The organism is Neotabrizicola sp. VNH66 (assembly GCF_049445895.1).
GTDB lineage: Bacteria > Pseudomonadota > Alphaproteobacteria > Rhodobacterales > Rhodobacteraceae > Pseudogemmobacter.
On record NZ_JBMSDW010000005.1, the window covers coordinates 99,485 to 122,588 of the forward strand.

Annotated in this window: 24 protein-coding genes, 1 tRNA gene and 1 pseudogene; 9 read left to right on the top strand and 17 right to left on the bottom strand. The window is 66.2% G+C overall.

Annotated features, from left to right (window positions below; translation table 11 throughout):
• Nucleotides 1–60: 60 nt before the first annotated feature.
• Nucleotides 61–891: a peptidoglycan-binding protein gene (locus ACO2Q5_RS09115; protein ID WP_423290146.1), complete on the top strand. Its 831-nt coding sequence runs from the start codon at nucleotides 61–63 to the stop codon at nucleotides 889–891.
• 18 nt (nucleotides 892–909) lie between these two features.
• Entirely contained in the window at nucleotides 910–1,107 is a 198-nt protein-coding gene (locus ACO2Q5_RS09120; RefSeq protein ID WP_423290148.1) for a hypothetical protein, read from the top strand.
• Nucleotides 1,108–1,344: 237 nt separating this feature from the next.
• Here the strand turns inward: ACO2Q5_RS09120 and ACO2Q5_RS09125 are convergent.
• Nucleotides 1,345–1,420: transfer RNA gene (locus ACO2Q5_RS09125), tRNA-Arg, on the bottom strand.
• A gap of 269 nt (nucleotides 1,421–1,689) precedes the next feature.
• On the opposite strand from ACO2Q5_RS09125, the gene ACO2Q5_RS09130 reads away from it, so the two are divergent.
• Nucleotides 1,690–2,727: a LacI family DNA-binding transcriptional regulator gene (locus tag ACO2Q5_RS09130; RefSeq protein WP_423290150.1), complete on the top strand. Its 1,038-nt coding sequence runs from the start codon at nucleotides 1,690–1,692 to the stop codon at nucleotides 2,725–2,727.
• A gap of 8 nt (nucleotides 2,728–2,735) precedes the next feature.
• Here the strand turns inward: ACO2Q5_RS09130 and ACO2Q5_RS09135 are convergent, their stop codons facing one another.
• Nucleotides 2,736–3,431: a helix-turn-helix transcriptional regulator gene (locus tag ACO2Q5_RS09135; protein ID WP_423290152.1), complete on the bottom strand. Its 696-nt coding sequence runs from the start codon at nucleotides 3,429–3,431 to the stop codon at nucleotides 2,736–2,738.
• Nucleotides 3,432–3,502: 71 nt separating this feature from the next.
• On the opposite strand from ACO2Q5_RS09135, the gene ACO2Q5_RS09140 reads away from it, so the two are divergent.
• Complete coding sequence (locus ACO2Q5_RS09140) at nucleotides 3,503–4,114, top strand: glutathione S-transferase family protein (RefSeq protein ID WP_423290154.1); 612 nt, start codon at nucleotides 3,503–3,505, stop codon at nucleotides 4,112–4,114.
• Between the two features lie 66 nt (nucleotides 4,115–4,180).
• On the opposite strand, the gene ACO2Q5_RS09145 is transcribed toward ACO2Q5_RS09140, so the two are convergent.
• Both ACO2Q5_RS09145 and ACO2Q5_RS09150 read right to left on the bottom strand, forming a co-directional pair.
• Entirely contained in the window at nucleotides 4,181–4,468 is a 288-nt protein-coding gene (locus tag ACO2Q5_RS09145; RefSeq protein ID WP_423290156.1) for an HU family DNA-binding protein, read from the bottom strand.
• Nucleotides 4,469–4,639: 171 nt separating this feature from the next.
• Entirely contained in the window at nucleotides 4,640–6,118 is a 1,479-nt protein-coding gene (locus ACO2Q5_RS09150) for an AMP nucleosidase (RefSeq protein ID WP_423290158.1), read from the bottom strand.
• Between the two features lie 123 nt (nucleotides 6,119–6,241).
• Between ACO2Q5_RS09150 and ACO2Q5_RS09155 the strand changes: the two genes are divergently transcribed.
• Nucleotides 6,242–7,081 (top strand): SDR family oxidoreductase, encoded by an 840-nt coding sequence (locus ACO2Q5_RS09155; RefSeq protein WP_423290160.1) that lies wholly within the window; start codon nucleotides 6,242–6,244, stop codon nucleotides 7,079–7,081.
• An 11-nt stretch (nucleotides 7,082–7,092) separates the two neighbouring features.
• On the opposite strand, the gene rpiB is transcribed toward ACO2Q5_RS09155, so the two are convergent.
• From rpiB to mutM, 11 genes and pseudogenes are all read right to left on the bottom strand, one after another.
• A complete protein-coding gene (rpiB, locus tag ACO2Q5_RS09160; RefSeq protein WP_423290162.1) occupies nucleotides 7,093–7,542 on the bottom strand; it encodes a ribose 5-phosphate isomerase B in 450 nt (149 codons plus the stop codon).
• 88 nt (nucleotides 7,543–7,630) lie between these two features.
• Entirely contained in the window at nucleotides 7,631–10,081 is a 2,451-nt protein-coding gene (gyrB, locus tag ACO2Q5_RS09165) for a DNA topoisomerase (ATP-hydrolyzing) subunit B (RefSeq protein WP_423290164.1), read from the bottom strand.
• An 81-nt stretch (nucleotides 10,082–10,162) separates the two neighbouring features.
• Complete coding sequence (locus ACO2Q5_RS09170) at nucleotides 10,163–10,783, bottom strand: LysE family translocator (protein ID WP_423290166.1); 621 nt, start codon at nucleotides 10,781–10,783, stop codon at nucleotides 10,163–10,165.
• 15 nt (nucleotides 10,784–10,798) lie between these two features.
• Nucleotides 10,799–11,317 carry a GNAT family N-acetyltransferase gene (locus tag ACO2Q5_RS09175; protein ID WP_423290547.1) on the bottom strand — a complete coding sequence of 173 codons (519 nt, stop codon included), beginning with the start codon at nucleotides 11,315–11,317 and terminating at the stop codon, nucleotides 10,799–10,801.
• 6 nt (nucleotides 11,318–11,323) lie between these two features.
• A pseudogene (locus ACO2Q5_RS09180) lies at nucleotides 11,324–11,746 on the bottom strand (VOC family protein); the annotation flags it as partial.
• Nucleotides 11,743–12,828, bottom strand: a complete 1,086-nt coding sequence (recF, locus tag ACO2Q5_RS09185; RefSeq protein ID WP_423290168.1) for a DNA replication/repair protein RecF — start codon at nucleotides 12,826–12,828, stop codon at nucleotides 11,743–11,745. The gene recF and the pseudogene ACO2Q5_RS09180, both read right to left, overlap by 4 nt.
• A gap of 70 nt (nucleotides 12,829–12,898) precedes the next feature.
• On the bottom strand, nucleotides 12,899–14,017 hold the full coding sequence (dnaN, locus tag ACO2Q5_RS09190; protein ID WP_423290170.1) for a DNA polymerase III subunit beta: 1,119 nt from the start codon (nucleotides 14,015–14,017) through the stop codon (nucleotides 12,899–12,901).
• A 139-nt stretch (nucleotides 14,018–14,156) separates the two neighbouring features.
• Nucleotides 14,157–15,560 carry a chromosomal replication initiator protein DnaA gene (dnaA, locus tag ACO2Q5_RS09195; protein WP_423290172.1) on the bottom strand — a complete coding sequence of 468 codons (1,404 nt, stop codon included), beginning with the start codon at nucleotides 15,558–15,560 and terminating at the stop codon, nucleotides 14,157–14,159.
• Nucleotides 15,561–16,098: 538 nt separating this feature from the next.
• The gene (gene rpsT / locus ACO2Q5_RS09200) at nucleotides 16,099–16,371 is read right to left on the bottom strand and encodes a 30S ribosomal protein S20 (RefSeq protein ID WP_423290174.1); all 273 of its coding nucleotides are present in this window, start codon (nucleotides 16,369–16,371) and stop codon (nucleotides 16,099–16,101) included.
• Nucleotides 16,372–16,536: 165 nt separating this feature from the next.
• Nucleotides 16,537–17,313: an enoyl-CoA hydratase gene (locus tag ACO2Q5_RS09205; protein ID WP_423290176.1), complete on the bottom strand. Its 777-nt coding sequence runs from the start codon at nucleotides 17,311–17,313 to the stop codon at nucleotides 16,537–16,539.
• Between the two features lie 69 nt (nucleotides 17,314–17,382).
• Entirely contained in the window at nucleotides 17,383–18,234 is an 852-nt protein-coding gene (mutM, locus tag ACO2Q5_RS09210) for a bifunctional DNA-formamidopyrimidine glycosylase/DNA-(apurinic or apyrimidinic site) lyase (protein WP_423290178.1), read from the bottom strand.
• A 131-nt stretch (nucleotides 18,235–18,365) separates the two neighbouring features.
• On the opposite strand from mutM, the gene ubiE reads away from it, so the two are divergent.
• Entirely contained in the window at nucleotides 18,366–19,118 is a 753-nt protein-coding gene (gene ubiE / locus ACO2Q5_RS09215; RefSeq protein WP_423290180.1) for a bifunctional demethylmenaquinone methyltransferase/2-methoxy-6-polyprenyl-1,4-benzoquinol methylase UbiE, read from the top strand.
• Nucleotides 19,115–20,653, top strand: a complete 1,539-nt coding sequence (gene ubiB, locus ACO2Q5_RS09220; RefSeq protein WP_423290182.1) for a 2-polyprenylphenol 6-hydroxylase — start codon at nucleotides 19,115–19,117, stop codon at nucleotides 20,651–20,653. The genes ubiE and ubiB overlap by 4 nt, the downstream gene beginning before the upstream one ends.
• Here the strand turns inward: ubiB and ACO2Q5_RS09225 are convergent.
• Nucleotides 20,650–21,273 (bottom strand): flagellar hook capping FlgD N-terminal domain-containing protein, encoded by a 624-nt coding sequence (locus ACO2Q5_RS09225; RefSeq protein WP_423290184.1) that lies wholly within the window; start codon nucleotides 21,271–21,273, stop codon nucleotides 20,650–20,652. The two genes, ubiB and ACO2Q5_RS09225, sit on opposite strands and share 4 nt — an antisense overlap.
• Before the next feature lie 9 nt (nucleotides 21,274–21,282).
• Nucleotides 21,283–22,281 carry a hypothetical protein gene (locus tag ACO2Q5_RS09230; RefSeq protein WP_423290186.1) on the bottom strand — a complete coding sequence of 333 codons (999 nt, stop codon included), beginning with the start codon at nucleotides 22,279–22,281 and terminating at the stop codon, nucleotides 21,283–21,285.
• Nucleotides 22,282–22,394: 113 nt separating this feature from the next.
• Between ACO2Q5_RS09230 and ACO2Q5_RS09235 the strand changes: the two genes are divergently transcribed.
• Nucleotides 22,395–22,682 carry a rod-binding protein gene (locus tag ACO2Q5_RS09235; protein WP_423290188.1) on the top strand — a complete coding sequence of 96 codons (288 nt, stop codon included), beginning with the start codon at nucleotides 22,395–22,397 and terminating at the stop codon, nucleotides 22,680–22,682.
• Nucleotides 22,672–22,992 (top strand): hypothetical protein, encoded by a 321-nt coding sequence (locus ACO2Q5_RS09240; RefSeq protein WP_423290190.1) that lies wholly within the window; start codon nucleotides 22,672–22,674, stop codon nucleotides 22,990–22,992. Before ACO2Q5_RS09235 ends, ACO2Q5_RS09240 begins: the two co-directional genes overlap by 11 nt.
• Nucleotides 22,993–23,104 lie beyond the last annotated feature (112 nt).

Below are 23,104 nucleotides of genomic sequence, written 5' to 3' on the forward strand. Positions count from 1 at the left end.
TCCCACACCCCGTCTCAACCCCCGCCCGCCATCATGGCGGGCTTTTTCATGGAGCCTGCCATGTCGATCCATCCCGCAATCCGCGCGGTGCAGCTGGGGCTGCGCTCGCTCGGGCATGATCCCGGCGTCATTGATGGCTGGTGGGGTCTGCGCACCGCCACCGCGGCGCAGCGTCTCTATCGTGGCGGGCCGGCTGCCCAGACGGTCTGGGCGGTCACACAGCTGCAATCCGGGCTGGCCGATCTGGGCCATCGGCCGGGCCGGGTCGATGGCGTCTATGGCGCGCAGACCCGGGCGGCGCTGCACCGGCTGATCACCGCGGGCGGCGCACCTGCCGCCTCTCAGGTCGAGGTGGGGCCGCCGCCGGCGGATACCGCTGTTGCGTTGCCGGTCACCGCTGGCGGCCCGCGGCTCTATCAGGGCGCCGCGCGCTATCTGGTGCAGTCCGTCATGCTGCACACCTCGGCCACCTCCACCACCTGGTGGCGCGGCAAGACCAATGCGCAGATGCTGGAGGAGATCCGCAGCTGGCACACCACGCCCGAGGCGCAAGGCGGCCGGGGTTGGCGCGACATCGGATATCACCGGGTCGCTTTCCCCGATGGCGAGGTGCTGGAGGGCCGCCCGCTGACCGAAATCGGCGCGGGCGCGGTCGATCACAATCGCGGCTGGATCCACATCTGCATGGTGCCGGTGGTGACGATCGAGCGGATGGGCCTGCCCGAGGACTACTACACCCCCGAGACGCTGGCCGCCGCCCGCTCGCAGATCGCCCGCATCGCCGCGCTGACGCCCATCACCCGCCTATCCGGCCACAACGAGGTGGCCGCCAAGCTCTGCCCCGGATTCCGCGTGATCGATGCGGACTGGACCAACCTCAACGTAACCTGACCAAAGGAGAGACCAACCATGACCGGACAAATCGCCCTGATGATCCGCTATCTGCTCTACCCCCTCGCTGGTGCGCTGGTTGCCCGCGGCATCCTCGCCGCCGGGGCTGAGGCCCAGACCGTCAACACGCTGGCCGACCTGCTGGCCGGTCTGGTGGTCTATGTCGGCACCATCGTCTGGTCGCGCGTGGCCAAGGCCAAGGGCGGGGCGACGTGATCGCCTGGATGTTGGCCTGTCTATTAGGGCGGGCCAACGATCTGGGGGCCGATGACCGCGCGGTCGTGACCGGCGCGCGGCTGATCGGGCTGATGGATGCGGGGTGTGGATGATTCCCCATGCCGATCTGGTCGCGCACCCGGGCGGCTGTGTGCTAATGTGAAGCTGCAAGCGGTGTCCAAGGTTCGATGAACCAAGGAGATCACCTTTTGCCGCATTTTAATACATTGATTTTATTGGCGACCCCGGCAGGACTTGAACCTGCAACCTTTCCCTTAGGAGGGGAACGCTCTATCCGTTGAGCTACGGGGCCGTTGCCTTTCAATGCACAATGCTCTGGTCCAAGGCAACCGGAACTGCGCGGCGGGGCTGAAAATCCGGGTTTTCGGGCGGTAGCGGGGGGAGCGCTTTTTGGCCCACCACTCCCCCCGGTTCCCTCGCGCCGCGGCGGACCGCTTGCAGGACGCTGTCGGCCTGTGACCTTGCGATCAGGACCGTTAGCGGTAACATAGCCTGCGATTGCGGCTTGGACAAGCCGGACCTTTGCCGCTAACAATCAGGGAAACATCCTGCAGGCCCACCGTGACGAAACCGACACATCCCGATCCCCGCCGGACCCTGACGCTGCGTGATGTCTCCGAAGCATCGGGCGTCAGCGAGATGACCGTCAGCCGCGTGCTGCGGAACCGCGGCGATGTGTCCGATTCCACCCGCGAACGGGTGCTGGAGGCGGCGCGGCGCCTTGGCTATGTTCCGAACAAGATTGCGGGCGCGCTGGCCAGCCAGCGGGTCAACCTTGTGGGCGTGATCATCCCGTCGCTGTCGAACATGGTCTTCCCCGAGGTGATGACCGGCATCTCCGAGGTGCTGGAGGATACCGGGCTGCAACCCGTGGTCGGCGTGTCGAATTATCAGCCCGACCGTGAAGAGCAGGTGATCTACGAAATGCTGTCCTGGCGGCCTTCGGGCATGATCTTGGCCGGGCTGGAACATTCCGAAGCCTCGCATGCCATGCTGCAGCAGGCCGGTATCCCGATTGTCGAGATCATGGACATCGACGGCACGCCGGTCGACAGCGCCGTCGGCATTTCGCACCGCCGGGCCGGGCGTAAGATGGCACAGGCAATTGTGGCGGCCGGTTACCGGCGCATCGCCTTTCTGGGCACCCACATGCCCACGAACGACCACCGCGCGCGGAAGCGGCTGGAAGGGTTCGAGGAGGCGCTGGCCCAGGCCGGGCTGACCATCGCCGACCGCGAATATTACTCAGGCGGGTCGGCGCTGGCCAAGGGGCGCGAGATGACCGAGGCCGTGCTGCGTCGTACCCCGGATGTGGATTTCCTGTATTACTCCAATGATATGATCGGGGCGGGCGGGTTGCTCTGGTGCCTTGAGCAGGGGCTGGATGTGCCGGGGCGCATCGGTCTTGCCGGGTTCAACGGGGTGGAACTTCTGGATGGGCTGCCGCGCCGTCTGGCCACGATGGACGCCTGCCGGCTGGAGATCGGGCGCTGCGCGGCCGAGATCATCGCGGGCAAGCGCCCCTCCGGCGTGATCGGGGGCGAGGTGATCGAACTGCAGCCGACCTTGCAGCCGGGCGACACGATCCGCCGAATCTGAAGCCGCGCCTAAGCGGGCCGCGTCCGTTTCCGCATGATCTCGATCATCTGCCGCAGAAGGGCGGCGCGGTGCGGGCGAAAGGATTCGTCCGTCAGCGCCACCTCGGACATCTGCACCAGATGGAAACGGCGGAAATCCTGTCGCAGGGTGCAGAAGGCCAGACACATCAGGCTGCGGTCCAGAAACACCACTGACAAAGGCCGGATGCGCCGCCGGGTCTGGCCGCCGGACTGGTCGGTATAGGACAGGTCCAGCGCCCGCTCCTCCCAGATCGCCTGCCGGATCAGGGGCATATGGGCGGGCACCGGCGGGCGCTTTTCATAGCGGTAAATCTGATGCGCATTGTGCAGCGCCTGCGCCTGCATCCGGTCGGGCAGGGTGGCGATAATCTTGGACAGGGCCGAATCCGCGGCCCGGGCCAGCGCCGGATCGCCCGCCAGCCGGATCTCTGCCAGGCCAAGGGCCAGAGCCTCGACCTCCAGCCGGGTCAACATCTGCGGCGGCAAGGCGGGGTCTTCGGTCAGGGTATAGCCATAGCCCGCCGCCCCGTCGATCAGCGCGCCACCGGCCCGCAGCCCGTCGATGTCACGATAGACGGTGCGCAGCGACACGCCTGTCTCCTCGGCCAGCCGCTCAGCCGTCACGGGGCGGGGCAGGCTGCGCAGGGCCTGCAGCAAGCGGAACAGACGGTCAGCGCGGGCCATGTTCTTCCTGTCATTTTCTGGCAGGAGGGTGCGCCTATACCCAAGGCATAGCAAGCCAGAAGGAGGCCAAGATGCTGACGTTTTTCCACGCGCCGAACAGCCGGTCCAATGCCATTGCCGAATTGATCCGGGAACTGGGGGCCGAGGACCGGATCGAGACCCGGATCGTCACGATCCCGCGGGTGGACGGCACCGGCGCACCCGATCCGTCGAACCCGCATCCCGAACGCAAGGTGCCCGCGCTGCTGCATGACGGCCAACTGATCACAGAACGCGGGGCGATCATCATGCACCTTTGCGCGCTGTTCCCCGAGGCGGGGCTGGCGCCCCTGCCGGGCACGCCGGAATGGGGTCGCTTTGCCACCTGGATGCACTGGTATCAGGGCGTGCTGGAGCCGGTGCTGATCTTTCAGGCCGCGGGCCTGTCGCATCCGATCCTGACCGCCACCTTCCGTGGCGTGGACGAGGCCAATGCCCGCATCCGCGCGGCGCTGGACCATGGGCCTTGGCTGATGGGGGACCGCTATTCGGCCGCCGATCTGCTGGTCCATTCGCCCTATGCCTGGTTCGGCAATATCACGCCCGCCGATCCGGTCTTTGAAGACTGGGTGGCGCGCTGCGTGGCGCGCAAGGCCAGCGCGCAGGTGCGGGATCAGGACAAGGCAGTCTCTCCCGCGGCGTAAGCGCAAAGAAAAAGGGCCGTCCCAAGGGGGCGGCCCAAACCGATCAAGTCCACAGAAAGCCTGAAATCAGGCGTTCACCACGTCTTTCAGCGACTTGGCGATGGCGAATTTCACCTGCTTGTCGGCCGGTTTGGTCATGGTTTCGCCGGTGGCGGGGTTGCGGACCTGACGCTCGGGGCGGGCCTTGCAGGCAACCTTGCCCAGACCCGGCAGCGTGACGGCGCCGCCCGAGGCGACTTCCTTGGCGACGACCGAAGCGATCGCGTCCAGCGCGGCGGTGGCGGTCTTCTTGTCGGCGCCCATGGCTTCTGCAACGGCAGCAACCAGCTGGGTCTTGGTGATCGGTTTGGACATTGATGTCTCCTGTTCTTGTCTGATGTGGTTCCTGACCCGCTCTCCTCAACTCCCGGCGGGCGAGGCTGCGGGACAGACACCGTGTTTCCGCCGCGAAATCAAGCCCCGGAAGAGACGGAACGCCGGAATTGGGTCGGAAATCGCCTGCGAATGCAGGTCAGAATGGCTGACCTAGAGGAAAGCCGTCTCCTCAAAGCTGCGCAGCTTGCGGCTGTGGATTCGGGCCACGGGCATTTCGCGCAGAAGCTCCATCGCGCGAATGCCGATCTGCAGATGGCGGCTGACCTGAGTCTTGTAGAAATCGGACGCCATACCGGGCAGCTTCAGCTCGCCATGCAGCGGCTTGTCACTGACGCAGAGGAGCGTGCCATAAGGCACCCGAAAGCGGAATCCGTTGGCCGCGATGGTTGCCGATTCCATATCCAGCGCCACGGCGCGGGATTGTGACAGGCGGCGCACCGGGCCGGACTGGTCACGCAACTCCCAGTTCCTGTTGTCAATGGTGGCGACGGTACCGGTGCGCATGATCCGCTTCAGCTCATAGCCTTCCAGCTGGGTCACAGCCTCGACCGCATCTTCCAGCGCGATCTGGATTTCCGCCAGCGCCGGGATCGGCACCCAGACCGGCAGGTCATCGTCCAGCACATGGTCTTCGCGCAGATAGGCATGGGCGAGGACGAAATCGCCAAGCGCCTGCGTGTTCCGCAGCCCCGCGCAATGCCCCACCATCAGCCAGGCATGCGGACGCAGGACGGCGATATGGTCGGTTGCCGTCTTCGCATTCGACGGGCCGACGCCGATGTTCACCAGTGTGATGCCCTGTCCGTCAGCGCGCTTCAGGTGATAGGTCGGCATCTGCGGCATTTTCGGGCTGGGCTGGATCAGCCCGTCCGCCGTGGTGATCGTCTGGTTTCCGGTGGCGACAAAGGCGGTATAGCCCGAGGCCGGATCGCCCAGTGCCGCGCGGGCATAGGCTTCGAACTCATCGACATAGAACTGATAGTTGGTGAACAGGACGTGGTTCTGGAAATGGCTGGCATCGGTCGCGGTGTAATGCGACAGCCGGGCCAGCGAATAATCCACCCGCTGCGCGGTAAAGGGGGCCAGCGGCATCGACCCGTCGGCGAAATGGGCCAGCGTGCCATTCACGATGTCATCGTTGGTGGTGGCCAGATCCGGCACGTCGAACACGTCGCGCAGCGGGAAATCCAGCGCCCCCTCTTGCGGGATCGAGATGGCGGGATTGCCGGCCACCGCGAAATGCACCGGCATCGGCGTGGAGGACGGACCGACCATGATCGGCACACCGTGGTTTTCCAGCAGCAGGCCCAGTTGCTGAACCAGATAGTTGCGGAACAGATCCGGCCGGGTCACCGTGGTCGAATAGCTGCCGGGCTGCGCCACATGGCCGAAGGACAGCCGGCTGTCGATCTTGCCGAAGCTGCTGACCGTCAGGCGGATTTCCGGGTAATAGGCCCGGACCCGTGCCTGCGGGCGGCCGTCGCGCAGGGCGGTGTTGAAGGCCGCGGTCAGATGGGACACCGCTTCGGTGTAAAGCTGATCCAGCCGGTCCACGGCGGCTTCGGCAGAGGTAAAGGCTTCGGGCTCGGGATGTCCGGGAAGAATATGGTTCGGCAAGGCGTCCTGCATGATCGGTCCCAATAAGGATTGGGGTGGGTGATCGCCCCATATAAGCCCGAAGGCACCGGCCCCCGCAAGCGAAGCCTTGGTAACAGCTTGCAGCGGCGGGGCAGGGGGGCGATAGTCCGGCGCATGAAAACACTGCTTTCGCTTGGACATGGCTACTGCGCGGCGGCGCTGGCCCGGCGCTTGATCCCGCAGGGCTGGACGGTGATCGGCACCACCCGCAATCCTGCCCGGGCCGCTGCGCTGCAGGCCGCGGGGGTGGAGCCTCTGGTCTGGCCGGGCGACCTTGGCCCCGTGCTGGATCGCGCGACGCATATCCTGTGCTCGGCCGGGCCGGTGGCGGGGAAGGACCCGTTCCTGACCGCCGTGCCGAAGATTGCGCAGGCACAGGTGGAATGGGTGGGCTATCTGTCCACCACGGGGGTTTATGGCGACCGGCAGGGGGCTTGGGTGGATGAGACGACGCCCCCCGCCCCGGCCCGCGGCCGGTCGGGTGACCGGGTGGAGGCCGAGCAGCAATGGCTGAGCAGCGGTCTGCCGGTGCATGTCTTCCGGCTGGCAGGGATTTACGGTCCCGGCCGCGGCCCGTTCCAGAAGGTGAAGGACGGCACCGCCCGGCGCATCCTGAAAGACGGGCAGGTGTTCAGCCGCATCCATGTCGAGGATATCGCGCAGGTGCTGGAGGCGTCGATCCACCGCCCGAATCCCGGCGCGATCTACAATGTCTGCGATGACGAGCCGACGGCACCCGAAGTCGTGCTGGAACATGCGGCCGATCTGCTGGGCCTGCCGCATCCCCCCGCGATAAGGTTCGAGGATGCCGCTTTGCCGCCGATGGCCCGCAGCTTCTATGAAGAAAGCCGCCGGGTCCGGAACGACCGGATCAAGACCGAACTGGGCGTAACCCTGCTTTACCCGACCTGGCGTGAGGGGCTTGCAGAAATTCTGGCGGCCGAGGAAACCTGAACAAGCGGGGCTTAACCCTCCATCGCCCCGATCATCTCGACGCGGGTGGCATGGCGGCCGCCTTCGAAGGTGGCGGTCAGGAAGGCTGTCACAATGTCCAGCGCCAGCCCCTCGCCGATCACTCGGGCGCCCATGGACAGCATGTTGGCATCATTGTGCTGGCGGATCATCCGGGCTGAAAACGTGTCGCTGCAGACGCCGCAGCGGATGCCCCGCACCTTGTTCGCGGCCATCATGATGCCCTGACCGGTGCCGCAGAGAACGATGCCAAGCGCACAGTCGCCGGATGCGACACGCTTTGCCGCCGCCTCGCCCTGATGCGGATAGGGGACGCTTTCCGGTGAGGTCGGGCCGATGTCGACCGCCTCCCAGCCAAGGGCTGTGACATGGGCGGCCACGGCCTGACGCAGCGCGATGGCGGCGTGGTCGCTGGACAGGACGATGCGCTTGTTGGCAGTCATGGCAGAGGGTCCTCGGCTTGCGGGCCGCAAGGGCCGGTGCTTGGCAATCAGGGGAAAGGGGGCCGCTTTCCGGCCCCGCCACCCAGGATCAGATATCCAGATTTTCGACGTTCAGCGCGTTCTGCTGGATGAATTCGCGTCGGGGTTCTACCAGGTCGCCCATCAGCTTGGTGAAGATGTCATCGGCCTCGGCCAGATCGTCCACCTTGACCTGCAGGAAGGTGCGCGCATTCGGGTCCAGCGTGGTTTCCCACAGCTGTTCGGGGTTCATCTCGCCCAGACCCTTGTAGCGTTGCAGCGACAGGCCCTTTTCGCCTTCGGCCAGCACGGCCTTCAAAAGGTCCATCGGTCCGTGGATCGGCTGATCACGGTCCTTGCGCACCAGTCGGGCGGAGGCGCGATAGACATCGCGGTGCTGACCGGCCACACCCGCCAGACGCCGTGCCTCGCCCGAGCGAAGGACGGCACCGTCCAGCGTCCGCAACTCCTCGACCCCGCGCAGGATGCGCGAGAGGCGGATGCCGTGGTCCTGCGTGATGCGCCCCTGCCAGCCGCGTTCATATTCCACGGCCACAAGGTCCAGACGGCGGGCGACGGTATCGGCCACCGCCTGCAGATCGGCATCGACCCGGCCCGGCTCGAACGCGCCCGCCAAGGCGGCCTGTTCCAGAATAGGCCGCGGGTAATGCGTCGGGAACAGGTCCAGCACCCGGCGGAACTGTCGCGCGCCGTCGATCACGCGGGCCAGATCTGCCCCGGCGATTTCCTCGCCCGAGGGCAGGCGCAGCACCGCGCCGTCGATCCCCTGTTCGATCAGGTAATCATCCAGCGCCGACTGGTCCTTGAGGTAAACCTCGGACTTGCCGCGGCTGACCTTATACAGCGGCGGCTGCGCGATGTAGAGGAAGCCCCCCTCGATCAGCGCAGGCATCTGGCGGTAGAAGAAGGTCAGAAGCAGCGTGCGGATATGCGCGCCGTCCACGTCGGCATCCGTCATGATGACGACCTTGTGGTAGCGCAGCTTGCCGATGTCGAATTCGTCGCGCCCGATCCCGGTGCCAAGCGCCATGACCAGATTGCCGATCTCCTGGCTGCCCAGCATCTTGTCGAACCGCGCGCGTTCCACGTTCAGGATCTTGCCGCGCAGGGGCAGGATCGCCTGATTTTTCCGGTCGCGCCCGGTCTGGGCCGAACCGCCGGCCGAGTCACCCTCGACCAGAAACAGTTCGGACTTGGACGGGTCCTTTTCGGTGCAATCCTTCAATTTGCCGGCCAGGAAGTTCACATCCATGGCCGTCTTGCGCCGGGTCAGCTCGCGCGCCTTGCGGGCGGCTTCACGGGCCAGCGCCGCCTCGATGATCTTGCCGACGATCTGCTTGGCGGCGGCGGGGTTCTCCTCGAACCATTCGGCCAGCTTTTCGTTCACAAGGTTCTCGACCGCGGGGCGCACCTCCGAGGAGACCAGCTTGTCCTTGGTCTGGCTGGAGAATTTCGGGTCCGGCACCTTGACGGACAGAACGCAGGTCAGCCCCTCGCGCGCGTCGTCACCGGTGAAGTCGATCTTCTCGCGCTTCGCGATGCCCGAGGTCTGGGCGTAGCTGGTGATCGTCCGGGTCAGCGCGCCGCGCAGGCCCGCAAGGTGGGTGCCGCCATCGCGTTGCGGGATGTTGTTCGTGAAGGGCAGCACGTTTTCGTGGTAGCTGTCGTTCCACCACATCGCCACTTCGACGCCGATGCCGTTGCGTTCGCCGACCATATAGATCGGTTCGGGCATCACCGCGGATTTCGACCGGTCGAGGTATTTGACGAATTCGCGCACGCCGCCGTCATAGAACATCTCTACCCGCTGCGGCTCGGCATGGCGGGCGTCTTCAAGGATGATCCGCACGCCCGAGTTCAGAAAGGCCAGTTCCCGCAGCCGGGTTTCCAGCACCTTGAAGCTGTAGTCGAGGTTCGAAAAGGTGCCATCCGGGCGGTTGGTCTTGGCCGATGCCAGAAACCGCACCTCGGTGCCCTTGCGGCCCGGCGCGGGACCGACCGGGTAGACATGGACGGTGCAATCGCCATCCTCGAACCGGGCCTTGTATTCGGTGTCGTTGCGCCAGACCGTCAGTTCCAGCCATTCCGACAGCGCGTTCACCACCGAAACGCCCACGCCGTGCAGCCCGCCCGAGACCTTGTAGGCATTGCCGCTGTCGTCGGTGTTGTTGAATTTCCCGCCCGCATGCAGCTGGGTCATGATGACCTCTGCCGCGGAAACGCCCTCTTCGGGGTGAATGTCCACCGGGATGCCGCGGCCGTTGTCGCGCACGGAAACACTGTCATCGGCGTGGATCATCACCACCACCTCGGTCGCGTGACCGGCCAGCGCCTCGTCGATGCCGTTGTCGACGACCTCATACACCATATGGTGCAGGCCGCTGCCATCGTCGGTGTCGCCGATATACATGCCGGGGCGTTTGCGGACCGCCTCCAACCCTTTGAGAACCTTGATGGAATCGGCGCCGTATTCGGCGGGCTTGCGGGCGGCTTCGGCCATGCGTTCTTAACCCTTCAGAGTGCCCGCAGGTTATAGCGGTTCGCCCCGGCAATGTCACGCGCAGGGCCCCATATTTTGTGGTCAGAGGAAGGGGATCAGCCCCGCGACCAGGATCAGAAGCCCGCCGGAGACAAGGTTCATCCGCCGCATCGCCGCCGGGCTGGACAAAAGCCGCCGCGCCCGGTCCAGCGAAAGCGCCAGCCCCAGATTTCCCAGCATCGGCACAAAGGCCGAGATGGCCAGAATGGCGGCGATATCGCCGGCATGCAGCCGCTCCAGCGTGAAAAAGCCGGGCAGCGCGCCCATGTAGAACAGGATCGCCTTCGGGTTGCCGATGACCGCCGCCAGACCCACGGTAAAGCCCGCCCACATGCCGGGCCGGGTCAGGCGGCTGTCGGCGGTCAGGCTGGCCGCAGGTTTTCGGATCAGCATGACCCCCATGAACAGGAACACCCCTGCGGCAACCCAGCGAAGGACCGACAGGAAGTCGCCGTAGACACTCTCGATCCAGCTGAGGCCAAGGATGGCGGCCAGAGGCCAGACCAGATCGCCCAAAGCGACGCCCACGGCCAAGGGCCATGCGGCGGCAAAACCGCCCGACAGCGCGCGGGCGACCAACGCCACCCAGACCGGGCCGGGCACCGCCCAAAGCGCAGCCATGCCGCCCGCATAGACCAGAAGCTGCCAGAAGGTAACGGTCATTTCAGAATTATCCTGTCAGAACAGCGGCCCCAGAAGGTCAAGCTCTGCCGTCTCGTCCCATGGCGCATCGGTCAGTGGCAGCACCATCAGATATTCGGCCGCAGCCCTGCGGACGGCGTTGGTCACCGCCCCCTTCATGGCGATCCAGACCATCGGATTGGCAATGGGCCGGAACCCGGCCGCGGCATAAAGCCCGGCGGTCCCGAACAGCAGCACATGATCGGCCCGCGCCGCCCGGGCGCGGGCAATCGCGACCTGCAGCAGGGCGGCCGCATGACCGCGGCCGCGATGGTCCGGGTCGGTGGCCACATCGGCGATCCCCGCCACGGTGATCAGCCGCCCGCCCAGACGCATGGCACGCAGATGCACGGCCATATGGGCGACCACGCGCCCTTCGGCCCGGATCAGATGCCGCCACGACGGCCGCGTCATATAAAAGCTGCGCCCGTCGAACCCGTCGAAGCTGCGGGTGATGACCGCGGCCACCTGCGCCTCGGTTCCGGCGTCCAGATCGGCCTCGGCCAGGGTCTCCACCGCGCCGGGCAGGGTCAGACTGCCATCGGCGGCCAAGGGCCAGAACGGGTTCAGCGCCACTTCCCAGACATGGCCGTCCGGATCGGCCCAATAGCCGGAATAGCCGCCCCAGAACACCTTCTCGGGTGCCTTCAGCGCGGTGCCCCCCGCGGCCAGCGCGGCGGCATAGGCGGCATCCACCTCAGCCTCGGTCGGGAAGTTCTGCGCCAGCGTGATGGCCCCGGTGCCAAGCGTGGTTCCCGGGCGCCCCTGATCCGCGGCCAGATCGGCCGCCCCGAACAGCGCCAGAACCGCACCATGCATCTGGAAGAAGGCCACGCCCGGCTGGCTGTCGGCATGCTCCTGCCAGCCCAGCCTTGCATAAAACGCACGTGATGCGGCCAGATCGGCCACGCCCAGCGTCAAAAGCGTCACCCGCTGCGGTGTCATCCCGAAATCCTCGACAGGCCGCCCTCTTCGGCGACATGAAAGCTCTGCCCCCTTTCGCCAAGGCTGTCAAACAGCCCGGCTTCGGTGCCGGTCATCAGCGCCTGTGCCCCAAGCGCGCAGATCTCGTCATACAGCGCGGCACGGCGCCCGGGGTCCAGATGCGCCGCCACCTCGTCCAGCAAAAGCACCGGCGCCCGGCCCAGATCGGCCGCCAGTGCCCGCGCATTGGCCAGAATCAGGCTGATCAGCAGCGCCTTCTGCTCTCCGGTCGAGGCCTGCGCGGCCGGCACCCCCTTGGCCGCATAGACGGCGGCCAGATCGGTGCGGTGCGGGCCCAGCAGGCTGCGCCCTGCCGCCATGTCGCGCCGCCGCCCTTCGGCCAGGGCCTGCGCCAGATCCCCGGGCTCTCCCTCGGGATGCAAAAGTTCCAGCGTGGCCCGCGGAAAGGCGCTGTCGGCCCCCTGCGCCGCGGCCAGCCGGTCCAGTGCCGCGCGGCGGTTGGCCGACAGAACCGCCCCCGCCTCGGCCATCCGAGCCTCCAGCGCGCCATACCAATGGGGATCGGCCACCTGATCCTTCAGGAGGCGGTTCCGCTCCCGCATGGCTTTTTCATAATCCAGCGCGGCCTGCGCATGGTCGGGAAAGAAGGACAAGGCGATCCGGTCCAGAAACCGCCGCCGCCCCTCGGCCGGTTCGATCCACAGCCGGTCCATCGCGGGCACCAGCCACAAGACACGCAGCACCCGCCCCAGAGTCACCTGCGTCGCGGCTTTGCCGTCCAGCCGCACCTGTCGCGCGGCTGTCCCCTCGGCCCATGTCTCCACCTCATGCGGGCCGGAGAGACCTGCCACCGCGGCCGTCACCTTCCAGCCGATCGCCTCGGGCCGCCGGGCAATCTCTTCCGCTGCCGCCCGCCGCAACCCGCGGCCCGGCGACAGCAGCGACACCGCCTCCAGCACATTGGTCTTGCCCGCGCCGTTCGGCCCCGAAAGCGCCACCGGCCGCCCGTCGAAGACCAGCCGCGCCGCCCGATGGCTGCGGAAATGCGACAGGGCCAGCGATGTCACCGCAAGCCCCGTCATCCCCGCTCCATTCATCTGTTCATAAATATCCCACGGGGGTGCGGGGGTGTGAAACCCCCGCCGACGCCGGTCACACGCGCATTGGCATCACGACATAGACCGCGCTCATGTCATTGCCTTCGCGCATCAGCGTGGGATCGCCCGAGGAGTTGAACAGGAAGACCGCATTTTCCCGGTCCACCTGGCTGGCGATTTCCAGCAGGTATTTCGCGTTGAAGCCGATCTCCAGCCGCTCATCCCCATAGGCCACGGCCAGCTCTTCCTCGGCGGCGCCGCTGTCCGGTGCATTCACCGACAGGACCAGCCGGTCCTCATCCAGCGAGAGCTTCACCGCGCGCGACCGTTCCGACGACACCGTCGCCACCCGGTCCACCGCCTTGGCAAACTCGCTGGCGTCCACCTCCAGCCGGCGCGAATTCCCCATGGGAATCACCCGGGTGTAATCCGGGAACGTGCCGTCGATGACCTTTGAGGTCAGGGTGATCGCAGGTGTGGCAAAGCGGACCTTGGTTTCGCTGACCGAAACCGCGATCTGGGCGTCATCCTCGTCCAGAAGCTTGCGCAGCTCTCCCACGGTCTTCCGCGGCACGATCACGCCCGGCATCCCGTCGGCATGCACCGGCAGCGGCGCGTCGATCCGGGCCAGACGGTGACCGTCGGTCGCCACGCAGCGCAACACCGGTCCGTCTTCGGATTGCGAGACATGCATATAGACGCCGTTCAGGTAATAGCGCGTCTCTTCGGTCGAAATCGCGAATTTCGCCTTGTCGAACAACCGCCGCAGGTCCGAGGCCTTGGCCGAGAAATTCGTCGCATATTCGGACGAGGCCATGACCGGGAAATCTTCCTTGGGCAGGGTCGCAAGGCTGAAGGTCGACCGCCCGGCCTGAATGGTCAGCCGGCCCGAGGCGGCATCTTCGGTCAGGCTGACCAGCGCGCCATCGGGCAGTTTGCGCACGATTTCATGCAGCATCACCGCCGAGACGGTGGTCGCGCCCGCGCGTTCCACCATGGCCGCGGCGCGGTCCACCACCTCGATGTCCAGATCGGTGGCGCGGAAGCTGACCTGCGCGCCGTCGGCCTCGATCAGCACATTGGCCAGAATCGGAATCGTGTTCCGCCGTTCCACCACCGACTGGGCCTGCGCCAGCGCCTTGAGAAGCGTGCCGCGTTCGATCGAAAGCTTCATTCTTCATCCCCTGTCCCGCGCCCGCCCGCAGGCGGCGCGGAATTATCCGGCGAAAGCCGGTTGAATTCGTTCCGTGTGACTTTGTGCAAGGATGCACGGCCCGTCAAGACTGTGCCGTCAAGACCGCGCGAGGGAAGGTTCAGCCCTGCAACAGGCGCTTCAGCAGCTGCAGATCATCGGCCAGCTGGCTGTCGGTCGCGGCCAGTTCCTCGATCTTGCGGACACCATGCATGATCGTGGTGTGGTCACGCCCGCCAAAGCGGCGGCCGATCTCGGGCAAGGACCGGCTGGTCAGCTGTTTGGCCAGATACATGGCCACCTGCCGCGGGCGGGCGATGGTGCGCAGCCGCTTCGGCCCGATCAGGTCCGACAGGCGGACGTTGTAGTGCTCGGCCACCTTGCGCTGGATCTCTTCGATGGTCAGCTTGCGGTCGCTGGCGCGCAGAATATCGGCCAGGCAGTCCTGCGTCAGCTCCAGCGTGATCTCGCGTCCCACAAGGCTGGCGAAGGCGAACAGCCGCGTCAGCGCGCCTTCCAGAACGCGGACATTGGTGGTGATCCGGTGGGCCAGAAACTCCAGCACGCCGGGGGCGATGACCAGACCGCGGTATTGGCTGCGGTAATATTCGACCTTTTGCTGCAGGATGCCGAGGCGCAGCTCGTAATCGGTCGGATGCAGGTCCACCACAAGGCCGCATTGCAGGCGGCTCTTGATGCGTTCTTCCAGATCCTTGATCTCGCCCGGCGCGCGGTCGGCGGAAATCACGATCTGCTTGTTCTGGTCCACCAGCGCGTTGAACGTGTGGAAGAACTCTTCCTGCGTCGAATCCTTGCCGGCGATGAATTGCACGTCATCCACCATCAGCACATCGACCGAGCGGAACAGCGATTTGAAATCCATCACCTGTTTTTCGCGCAGGGCCTGGATGAAGCGATACATGAACTGTTCGGCAGACAGATACAGCACCCGCAGGTCGGGACGGTTCTGGCGCAGATCATGGGCGATGGCATGCATCAGGTGGGTCTTGCCCAGACCCACCCCGCCGTAAAGGAACAGCGGGTTGAACGTCACCGGCCCACCTTCGGCCACGCGGCGCGCGGCGGCATGGGCCAGTTCGTTGGGCTTGCCCACAACGAAACTGTCAAAGGTGAAGCGGCTGTCCAGCGGCGCGCCGGGCAGATCATCCTCGGCGGCGGCACGCCGTGCCGCGGGTCGGGCGGTCGGTGCCGCGGTGCGCGCTTCGGGGGCACGGGCTTCGGCAGCCCGGGAATCGGTGACCTGGCTGTCCGGCCGGGGGGCTTCGGCGCCCACCTCGAACTCAAGCCGATCCACCGGAGCCCCGGCATGAACCAGCTGGCTGCGGATCTGGTCGGCATAGTTGCGCTGCACCCAGTCCCCGAAAAAGGACGTGGGTACTTCGAACCGCGCCACACCGTTCCGCAGTTGCGACAGTCTCAGCGGCTCGATCCAGGTGGTGTAATTGTTTTTCCCCACACGATGGATCAGGCCTTCCCGAATCTGGCCCCAGGTTTCGTTTGTCATCCGTCCCACGCCTGTATTCTTCCCCTGGCGAAGGGCACCGGCCCGCCGCCTGTCTTCACGATCTGCCGTCCGCCGCAAAGCCGCCTGCCGCAGCCTTGCCGGTGTTGACGGCCCGCTTTGGGCCGGAGGGACAGTGGTGCATGAACCGACCCGCCGAAGACCGGCCGATTCCCTGCAATACGCAGACACCGGCACGATTGGGTGCCGATCCGTCAAGCTATTGATTGCAAACCCGTATCATATTGGCTGGCTGGCAGGCCGCTGTTCGATTCTGTCGATCCGGGTCCGCAATCCCACCTTGTCCCCCAAGACGAAGTGAATCGCAGGAAGAAGTTACCAAGCCGCGTGAAGCGTCCGCAACCGAACAACGCGCTTGACATGGAATGGCCCGGAGCGAATCCGCAGCCCCGTGCAAAACGGCAACGCGGGCCACGAATTGACGCGGCGTCACCGAAGGATGCGGCGCAAAACAAAGAGGCGCCGGCCTGTTGCGGCCGACGCCCCCGAATCCTGAAAACAGATTTCAGATTTTAGCGGTTCAGGCCTTGGCGGCCAGACCCTTCACGCGCGACGACAGCCGCGACAGTTTGCGCGAAACGGTGTTCTTGTGCAGCACGCCCTTGGTCACGCCACGGGCCAGTTCCGGCTGGGCGGCCTTCAGCGCATCGGCGGCGGCCGACTGGTCGCCCGAAGCGATGGCTTCTTCGACCTTGCGCAGGAAGGTGCGGATGCGCGAACGGCGGGCCTTGTTCACGGCATAACGCGCCTCGGACTGGCGGGCGCGCTTCTTGGATTGTTCGGTATTGGCCATGGCCTTGGTATCCTTGGGTCTTTGTTACGGGTTGCACGAAAGACCGAAGGCCCCGCCCATACGGGCCGGAACGGCCCCGGGGACGGGAATCAGAACGCCTTTAGCGGGCCCACGCGCATGTGGGGCGGCCAATAGCCCATCGGCCCGGGAAAGGCAAACGGGGAATCAACGGTCGCGGAACTGGGGTTGGCGCTTTTCCAGAAAGGCGGCCATGCCCTCTTTCTGATCCTCGGTCGCAAAGGCGGCGTGGAACATCCGGCGTTCGAAGAGCAACCCCTCGGCCAGCGAGGTTTCCAGCGCGCGGTTGACCGATTCCTTCACCAGCATTGTGGTGACCATCGACTTTTCCGCGATCTTGCCGGCGACTTTCAGCGCCTCTTCCAGCAGCGTCTTGGCCGGGAAGACGCGGCTGACCAGTCCCGCCCGCTCGGCCTCGGTCGCATCCATGAAGCGGCCGGTCAGATGCATGTCCATCGACTTGGACTTGCCCACCAGCCGGGTCAGCCTTTGCGTGCCGCCCATGCCGGCCACGATGCCCAGGTTGATCTCGGGTTGACCAAACTTCGCAGTATCAGCGGCCAGGATGAAATCGCAGATCATCGCCAGCTCACACCCGCCGCCCAGACAATAGCCCGAGACGGCGGCGATCATCGGCTTTCTGGTGGCCATCAGGGCCTGCGCCTCGGCGGCGAAGAGATTGTCGAAGAAGACATCGGTAAATCCCTTCTTCGCCATCTCCTTCACATCGGCCCCGGCGGCAAAGGCCTTTTCGCTGCCGGTCAGCACGATGCAGCGGATCTTGTCGTTCCGTTCAGCCGCGGTGACGGCTGCGGCCAGTTCCCGCATCAGGGTGGAATTCAGCGCATTCATCGCGTCGGGCCGGTTCAGGCGGATGAGGCAGGTGTAATCCTCGATCTCGACGATCAGCGTCTCATAGGCCATGGCGGGTTCCTTTCACGGTCGCGTGAGTCCTATCAGCCTCTGCCGGGAAGGCAACCGCGACCGATCCGCCTAGCGCTGACAGACCGGGCAGAAGAAGCTGGATCGTCCGGATTGCACGATCCGGGTCACGGTGCCCGTGCATCCGGCGGTGGGGCAGGGCTGGCCCGCGCGGTCATAGACGCGAAAGCTGTGCTGGAAATAGCCCAGCTCGCCATCGGCTTGCCGGTAATCCTTCAGGGACGAACCACCCGCCTCGATCGCTTCGGCCAGCACCTCGCGGATGATCGGCACCAGCCCGGCCACCTGTGCAGGTGTCAGATCGCCCGTCTGCGTGGCGGGGTGCAGGCCGGCGCGGAACAGCACCTCGCAGACATAGATATTGCCCAACCCCGCAATCAGATGCTGGTCCAGCAGCGCGGCCTTCACCGGCGTGCGCCGCCCGGCCAGCCGCGCCTGCAGATAGGCGGTGTCGAAGGCATTGCCCAAAGGCTCCGGCCCCAGAACCGACAGCAGCGGATGCGCCTCGGCCGTGGCGGTCGCCATCAGGTCCATCGCGCCGAAACGACGGGCATCGTTGAAGGTCACCCGCGCGCCGCCCTCCATCTCCAGCACGACATGATCGTGCTTTTGCGGGGCGGGGTGGTCGTGGTGAAAGACGCCCGGCATCGCCCCCGAAATCAGCATACGCCCCGACATGCCCAGATGGATCAGCAGGGTTTCTCCGGTGGACAGATCCGCAAGGATGTATTTCGACCGCCGCCGCAGCGCATCCACCCGGGCGCCGGTCAGCCGCTCGGCCATGCGGTCGGGCAGGGGCCAGCGCAGATCGGGGCGGTTGACCTGCGCGGACAGGATCGCCTTCCCCTCCATCGCGGGCAGAAGGCCGCGGCGGACGGTTTCCACCTCGGGCAGTTCGGGCATGATCCATCCTTCCGGCTGCGGATGGGCGCAATCTGGCGAGGAAGCGCCGCCCGCGCAACCGCCTGCGGCAGATTGCGGTTTCCCTGCCCCCGTGCAGAGGGGTATATCCCCCCGGACGGCAGGAGAAAGCGATGACCGGGACAGACGACAAGACCACGCATTTCGGCTTTCGCGACGTACCCGAGGCCGAGAAAGCCGGGCTGGTGCATGGCGTGTTCTCTTCGGTCGCCTCGAAATATGACATCATGAATGACCTGATGTCGGTGGGCATCCACCGGCTCTGGAAGGATGCGATGATGGACTGGCTGGCGCCCCGGCCCGGCCAGCGCCTCCTGGATGTGGCGGGCGGCACCGGCGATGTGGCCTTCCGCTTCCTGACCCGCGCGCCGGGCGCCAGCGCCGTCGTCTGCGACATGACCGAGGCGATGCTGGTCGCCGGCCGCCAGCGGGCGGAGGCCACCGAGAAGGCCGCCGCGCTGGACTGGGTGGCGGGCGATGCCATGGCGCTGCCCTTCGCGGCGAACAGCTTTGATGTCTACACCATCAGCTTCGGCATCCGGAACGTGACCCGCATCGCCGACGCCCTGCGCGAGGCGTATCGCGTGCTCCGCCCCGGCGGGCGGCTGATGGTGCTGGAATTCAGCCAGATCCCCAATGATCTGATGCAGAAGGCCTATGACCTTTATTCCTTCAACGTCATCCCGGCGATGGGCAAGATCGTGACGGGGGACCGGGACAGCTATCAATATCTTGTGGAATCCATCCGCAAATTCCCCGAGCAGGAAGCTTTTGCCGCCATGATCCGGCAGGCGGGCTTCGGTCAGGTGAAATACCGCAACCTGAGCCTTGGCATCGCGGCGCTGCATTCCGGCTGGAAGATATGAGGGGGCCGCACAACTTCTGGCGGCTGGTCCGCACCGGCGCCACCTTTGAACGCACCGGCGCGATGACCGTCGCGCTGGAGGCGATGGAGGTGTCGCCCCGGCTGCGCTTTGCCGCGCGGCTTCTGGGGCGGCCGTTCCGCTGGCTGGGGCTGAAAGGCGACCCGTCCCTGCCGCCGGTGACGCGGGCGCTGACCGCGCTTGGCCCGGCCTATATCAAATTCGGCCAGATCCTTTCGACCCGTCCCGATATCGTCGGCGTGGAACTGGCCGATCAGATGAAATATCTGCAGGATCAGTTGCCCCCCTTTCCGGTGACCGAAGCGCGCGCCGCGGTCGAGGCGGAGCTGGGCCAGCCGCTGGGAGCGGTCTTCTCCAGCTTTTCCGAACCCGTGGCCGCAGCCTCCATCGCGCAGGTGCATCGCGCCCATCTGGCCGATACGGGCGAGGCGGTGGCCGTCAAGGTGCTGCGCCCCGGGATCGAAAAGGCCTTCCGCAAGGACATTGACGCCTTCTATCTGGCCGCCCGCTGGATCGAGATTCTGGCCCCCTTCTCCCGCCGTCTGCGCCCGGTGGATGTGATCGAACATTTCGAAGGGGTCGTGCTGGGCGAGCTGGACCTGCGGCTGGAATGCGCCTCGGCCGCGGAATTTGCCGCGAACACGGAAAAGGATGACGCGCTTGTCGTGCCGCGCCCGTTCTGGGGCCTGTCCGGGCGCACTGTGCTGACCATCGGCTGGGCGGATGGCATCGGCCTGAACGAACTGGCCGCGATCGAGGCGGCGGGGATCGACCGCGCCGCACTGGGCCGCCGGGTGCTGACCCTGTTCCTGAACCACGCCCTGCGCGACGGATTCTTCCACGCCGACATGCATCAGGGCAACTTGAAGGTGGCGGCGGACGGCAGCCTTGTCGTCTATGATTTCGGCATCATGGGCCGGATCGACGAATATACCCGCCGGGTCTATGCCGAAATCCTGATGGGCTTCATCCGCAAGGATTACCGCCGCGTGGCGGAGGTGCATTTCGAGGCGGGCTATGTCCCGGCCGACCGCGATGTCGAGGAATTCGCCCGCGCCCTGCGCGCCGTGGGAGAGCCGATCTTCGGCATGGAGGCGAACCGCATCTCTATGGCGCGGCTTCTGGCCTATCTGTTTGAAGTGACCGAGAAATTCGGCATGGAAACCCGGACGGAGCTGATCCTGCTGCAGCGCACCATGGTGGTGGTCGAGGGCGTGGCCCGCAGTCTGGACCCGCATCTGAACATGTGGGAGGTCGCCCGCCCCGTGGTCGAGGATTATATCCGCCACAACGTGGGCCCGCAGGCGGTGCTGCGCGATCTGGCCCGCACGGTGCGGGTGCTGGCGCGGTTCGGGCCGAAACTGCCCGCTTTGGCCGAGGCGGCGCTGATCAACGCGGGCAATCCCGCCGCTACGGCCCGGCCTCAGCCGCAGCGGCGGTTCTGGCGCAGGCTCTGGCTGGGCACCGGGGCGGTGGCCGTGCTGGCTCTGGGCGTGGCCATCGGCGCCGCGCTTTAACCGGGGGCCCGGCGCAGCGCGGTGATCGCGGCGGCGGGCACTTCGATACCGCCTTCCAGCACCAGAACGGTGCCCGCAGCACTGCCCCGCACCTCGACCACGCGGCCGTAATGTTCCAGCCTGTCCTCCTGCACCACCGCGTCATTCTCCCAGCTTTCCAGCGACAGGCTGTAGCGGCCCGCGGGCAGCGGGTTGCCCGCCGCATCGCCGCCCAGCCATTGGTAAGGCTCGGCACTGACAGGAATTTCCTCGCGTGAGACGGTGTTGCCCGCGGTGTCACGCACCACGATGACCGCGCGGTCCGCCCCCTGCACCGGATTGGGCGAGACTGTTATCGGGCTGCCGCTGAACCACACATCGGCCGGGGCCCGCGCCTCCTGCCCGACCCAGCCGGCCAGTTGCGACATGCCGACCAGTGCAAACTGGTTGCCCATTGCCGTCAGCAGCTGGTTGGTCACCACCTGCTGCTCCACCCCCGAAAAGGTGGCCAGCTGCACCGCGAATTCCGATGATTCCATCGGGTTCAGCGGATCCTGATTTTGCATCTGGACGGTCAGCATCTTCAGAAAGGTCTGATAATCCGAAGACGGAGTGCCGGAAGCGGGGGATGTCACGGTCATGCGGGAACCTCACAGGCGCAGGTAAAGGGTTGCAGTGTCACCCTGCCGCGCTGGCAGAGGGAGGGGAGGCAGAGGCTGTCCGACCTCGGTCGGTGCGGCATCCGGCGTAAACGGTGTGTGCGGTGTGTCAGGATCGGCATCTGCAGACCCGAAGCCCAGGTCGATGCGGGTGAATCCGGCGCTGCGCAGATCGGCGCATAGGCTGTCGGCATGGCGGCGGCACAGATCCATCAGGCTGGTCTGGGCTGCTTCCACAAGCAGGGCGACCCGGTCCCCCTCCGCGCGCAGCACGACCCGCAACAGGCCCAGATCCTCCAGATCAAGTTCCAGCTCAGTGCAACCGTCGGGCGCTTGCGTCAGCGCAGCGATCAGGGCGCCATGGGCCGCGCGCAGGGCAGAAAGATCGCCTGTCGCGGGTGGGGCCGCTGGTCCGGCGCCGCGCAACGATCCGGCCGCGGGCCCATCTGCGGCCGCACCGGATGGGCCGGAAGGCGCCGCTTCATCCGGCAATGCCTGCGCGGCGGATGGCCCGGGCTCCACGCTGTCCGGGGAAAGGCTGGCATGACCTTCCGGATCGGGTGGCGGCCGTTCAGCTGGCGCATCAGGATCGGCCGGGCGGGCGCCGCCGTCCAGCATCGCCCGAAGCCGGGTTTCCGCGCCGGATGTCATCGCGGCCTGCGGCGGCAACGGCGGCAGGACGGGCCGGGCTGCCGTTTCCTTTGCCGGGGCGCCGTCGGCTTCGGGAGTATGCTCTTGCGGCGGGCCGGTGCGCGAGGCGGGGTCTGCGGCCGACCCCGCCGCCCGCGGTTCCGTGCCGGGTTCCACCTCCTCCGCCGTGGCTGGCGCCGCCACGGGCGGAACTGTCATCGCCGCGGGCGCCTCAGGCGGCAGATCCTGCGGATCGTCTGTATCCAGCAGCGCCATGAGAAACGCATCTTCTGTTCCGCCACGGGCGGGGGCCGGAAACGCGGCCTGATCGGCCTGAAGGGAAATCGGTCCGGTCTGCATCGCCCTGTCACACTTGCTGCGATGACCCGTTTTAGACCGCATGAGGTTACCCGATGTTTACCGCCGCAGGGGATTCTGGGTCCGCCCCCATGATCCAAAGGAAGGAGCTTCCGATGACACCCACCTTTCTGCCGCTTTCCGGCCCGCCTGCCCCCCTGATCGCGCGGGAAAGCCCGCTGCTTGCCAAGGCGCGGGAGCTTGAGGCAGCTTTTCTGGCTGAAATGCTGGGTCATGCCGGTCTGGGCGCGGAAAGCGGCACCGGGTTCGGCGGCGGGATCGGGGAACAGCAGTTCAGCTCTTTCCTGCGGGAAGAACAGGCCCGGCTGATGGTCGCCCGCGGCGGAATCGGTCTGGCGGAGCGGCTGTTTCAGGCGATGCAGGGGGCAGATCATGCAGGCTGATCCCGATCTGGACCATCTGTTTGCCGATCTGCGGGCGGCGCTGATCGGCGGGGATCTCCCGGCGCTGACAGCCTTGGGTGCGGCGCTGGAAACCGCGGTTCCCATGATGGCGGATGAGGGGGCGCTGCGCCGGTTGCGTCAGCAGGCAGAAGGTAATGCCGCCTTGTTGCGGGCCGCTCTGCAAGGTGTCCGGGCGGCGCGGCGGCGCCTGGAAGAGGTCACCGGCCGCGCGGGGCAATCGGTCTATGACGCCAGCGGCAGGCTGGATGCGCTGGCGCCGGTTCTTGCGCAGTCCGTGCTGCGGGTCTGAGGCGAATTGGATCAAATGCACGAAACTTCCCGGCGGAAAGTCAGGCACGGTTCAGGAATTGGTAAGCGTCGTCAGGTCAGTCTGGTCCTGCATCCCCTGACGGGGTGGCGCC

Bases quoted from the DNA above. Each gene is read 5' to 3' on its own strand.
- ACO2Q5_RS09170 (WP_423290166.1), bottom strand. From the start codon at position 10,783: ATGACCGTTACCTTCTGGCAGCTTCTGGTCTATGCGGGCGGCATGGCT.
- ACO2Q5_RS09115 (WP_423290146.1), top strand. From the start codon at position 61: ATGTCGATCCATCCCGCAATCCGCGCGGTGCAGCTGGGGCTGCGCTCG.
- ACO2Q5_RS09230 (WP_423290186.1), bottom strand. From the start codon at position 22,281: ATGCAGACCGGACCGATTTCCCTTCAGGCCGATCAGGCCGCGTTTCCG.
- ACO2Q5_RS09140 (WP_423290154.1), top strand. From the start codon at position 3,503: ATGCTGACGTTTTTCCACGCGCCGAACAGCCGGTCCAATGCCATTGCC.
- ACO2Q5_RS09150 (WP_423290158.1), bottom strand. From the start codon at position 6,118: ATGCAGGACGCCTTGCCGAACCATATTCTTCCCGGACATCCCGAGCCC.
- ACO2Q5_RS09225 (WP_423290184.1), bottom strand. From the start codon at position 21,273: ATGACCGTGACATCCCCCGCTTCCGGCACTCCGTCTTCGGATTATCAG.
- ACO2Q5_RS09120 (WP_423290148.1), top strand. From the start codon at position 910: ATGACCGGACAAATCGCCCTGATGATCCGCTATCTGCTCTACCCCCTC.
- ACO2Q5_RS09240 (WP_423290190.1), top strand. From the start codon at position 22,672: ATGCAGGCTGATCCCGATCTGGACCATCTGTTTGCCGATCTGCGGGCG.
- dnaA (WP_423290172.1), bottom strand. From the start codon at position 15,560: ATGACAAACGAAACCTGGGGCCAGATTCGGGAAGGCCTGATCCATCGT.
- dnaN (WP_423290170.1), bottom strand. From the start codon at position 14,017: ATGAAGCTTTCGATCGAACGCGGCACGCTTCTCAAGGCGCTGGCGCAG.
- ACO2Q5_RS09235 (WP_423290188.1), top strand. From the start codon at position 22,395: ATGACACCCACCTTTCTGCCGCTTTCCGGCCCGCCTGCCCCCCTGATC.
- gyrB (WP_423290164.1), bottom strand. From the start codon at position 10,081: ATGGCCGAAGCCGCCCGCAAGCCCGCCGAATACGGCGCCGATTCCATC.
- ubiE (WP_423290180.1), top strand. From the start codon at position 18,366: ATGACCGGGACAGACGACAAGACCACGCATTTCGGCTTTCGCGACGTA.
- rpiB (WP_423290162.1), bottom strand. From the start codon at position 7,542: ATGACTGCCAACAAGCGCATCGTCCTGTCCAGCGACCACGCCGCCATC.
- ACO2Q5_RS09145 (WP_423290156.1), bottom strand. From the start codon at position 4,468: ATGTCCAAACCGATCACCAAGACCCAGCTGGTTGCTGCCGTTGCAGAA.
- recF (WP_423290168.1), bottom strand. From the start codon at position 12,828: ATGACGGGGCTTGCGGTGACATCGCTGGCCCTGTCGCATTTCCGCAGC.
- ubiB (WP_423290182.1), top strand. From the start codon at position 19,115: ATGAGGGGGCCGCACAACTTCTGGCGGCTGGTCCGCACCGGCGCCACC.
- rpsT (WP_423290174.1), bottom strand. From the start codon at position 16,371: ATGGCCAATACCGAACAATCCAAGAAGCGCGCCCGCCAGTCCGAGGCG.
- mutM (WP_423290178.1), bottom strand. From the start codon at position 18,234: ATGCCCGAACTGCCCGAGGTGGAAACCGTCCGCCGCGGCCTTCTGCCC.
- ACO2Q5_RS09205 (WP_423290176.1), bottom strand. From the start codon at position 17,313: ATGGCCTATGAGACGCTGATCGTCGAGATCGAGGATTACACCTGCCTC.
- ACO2Q5_RS09135 (WP_423290152.1), bottom strand. From the start codon at position 3,431: ATGGCCCGCGCTGACCGTCTGTTCCGCTTGCTGCAGGCCCTGCGCAGC.
- ACO2Q5_RS09155 (WP_423290160.1), top strand. From the start codon at position 6,242: ATGAAAACACTGCTTTCGCTTGGACATGGCTACTGCGCGGCGGCGCTG.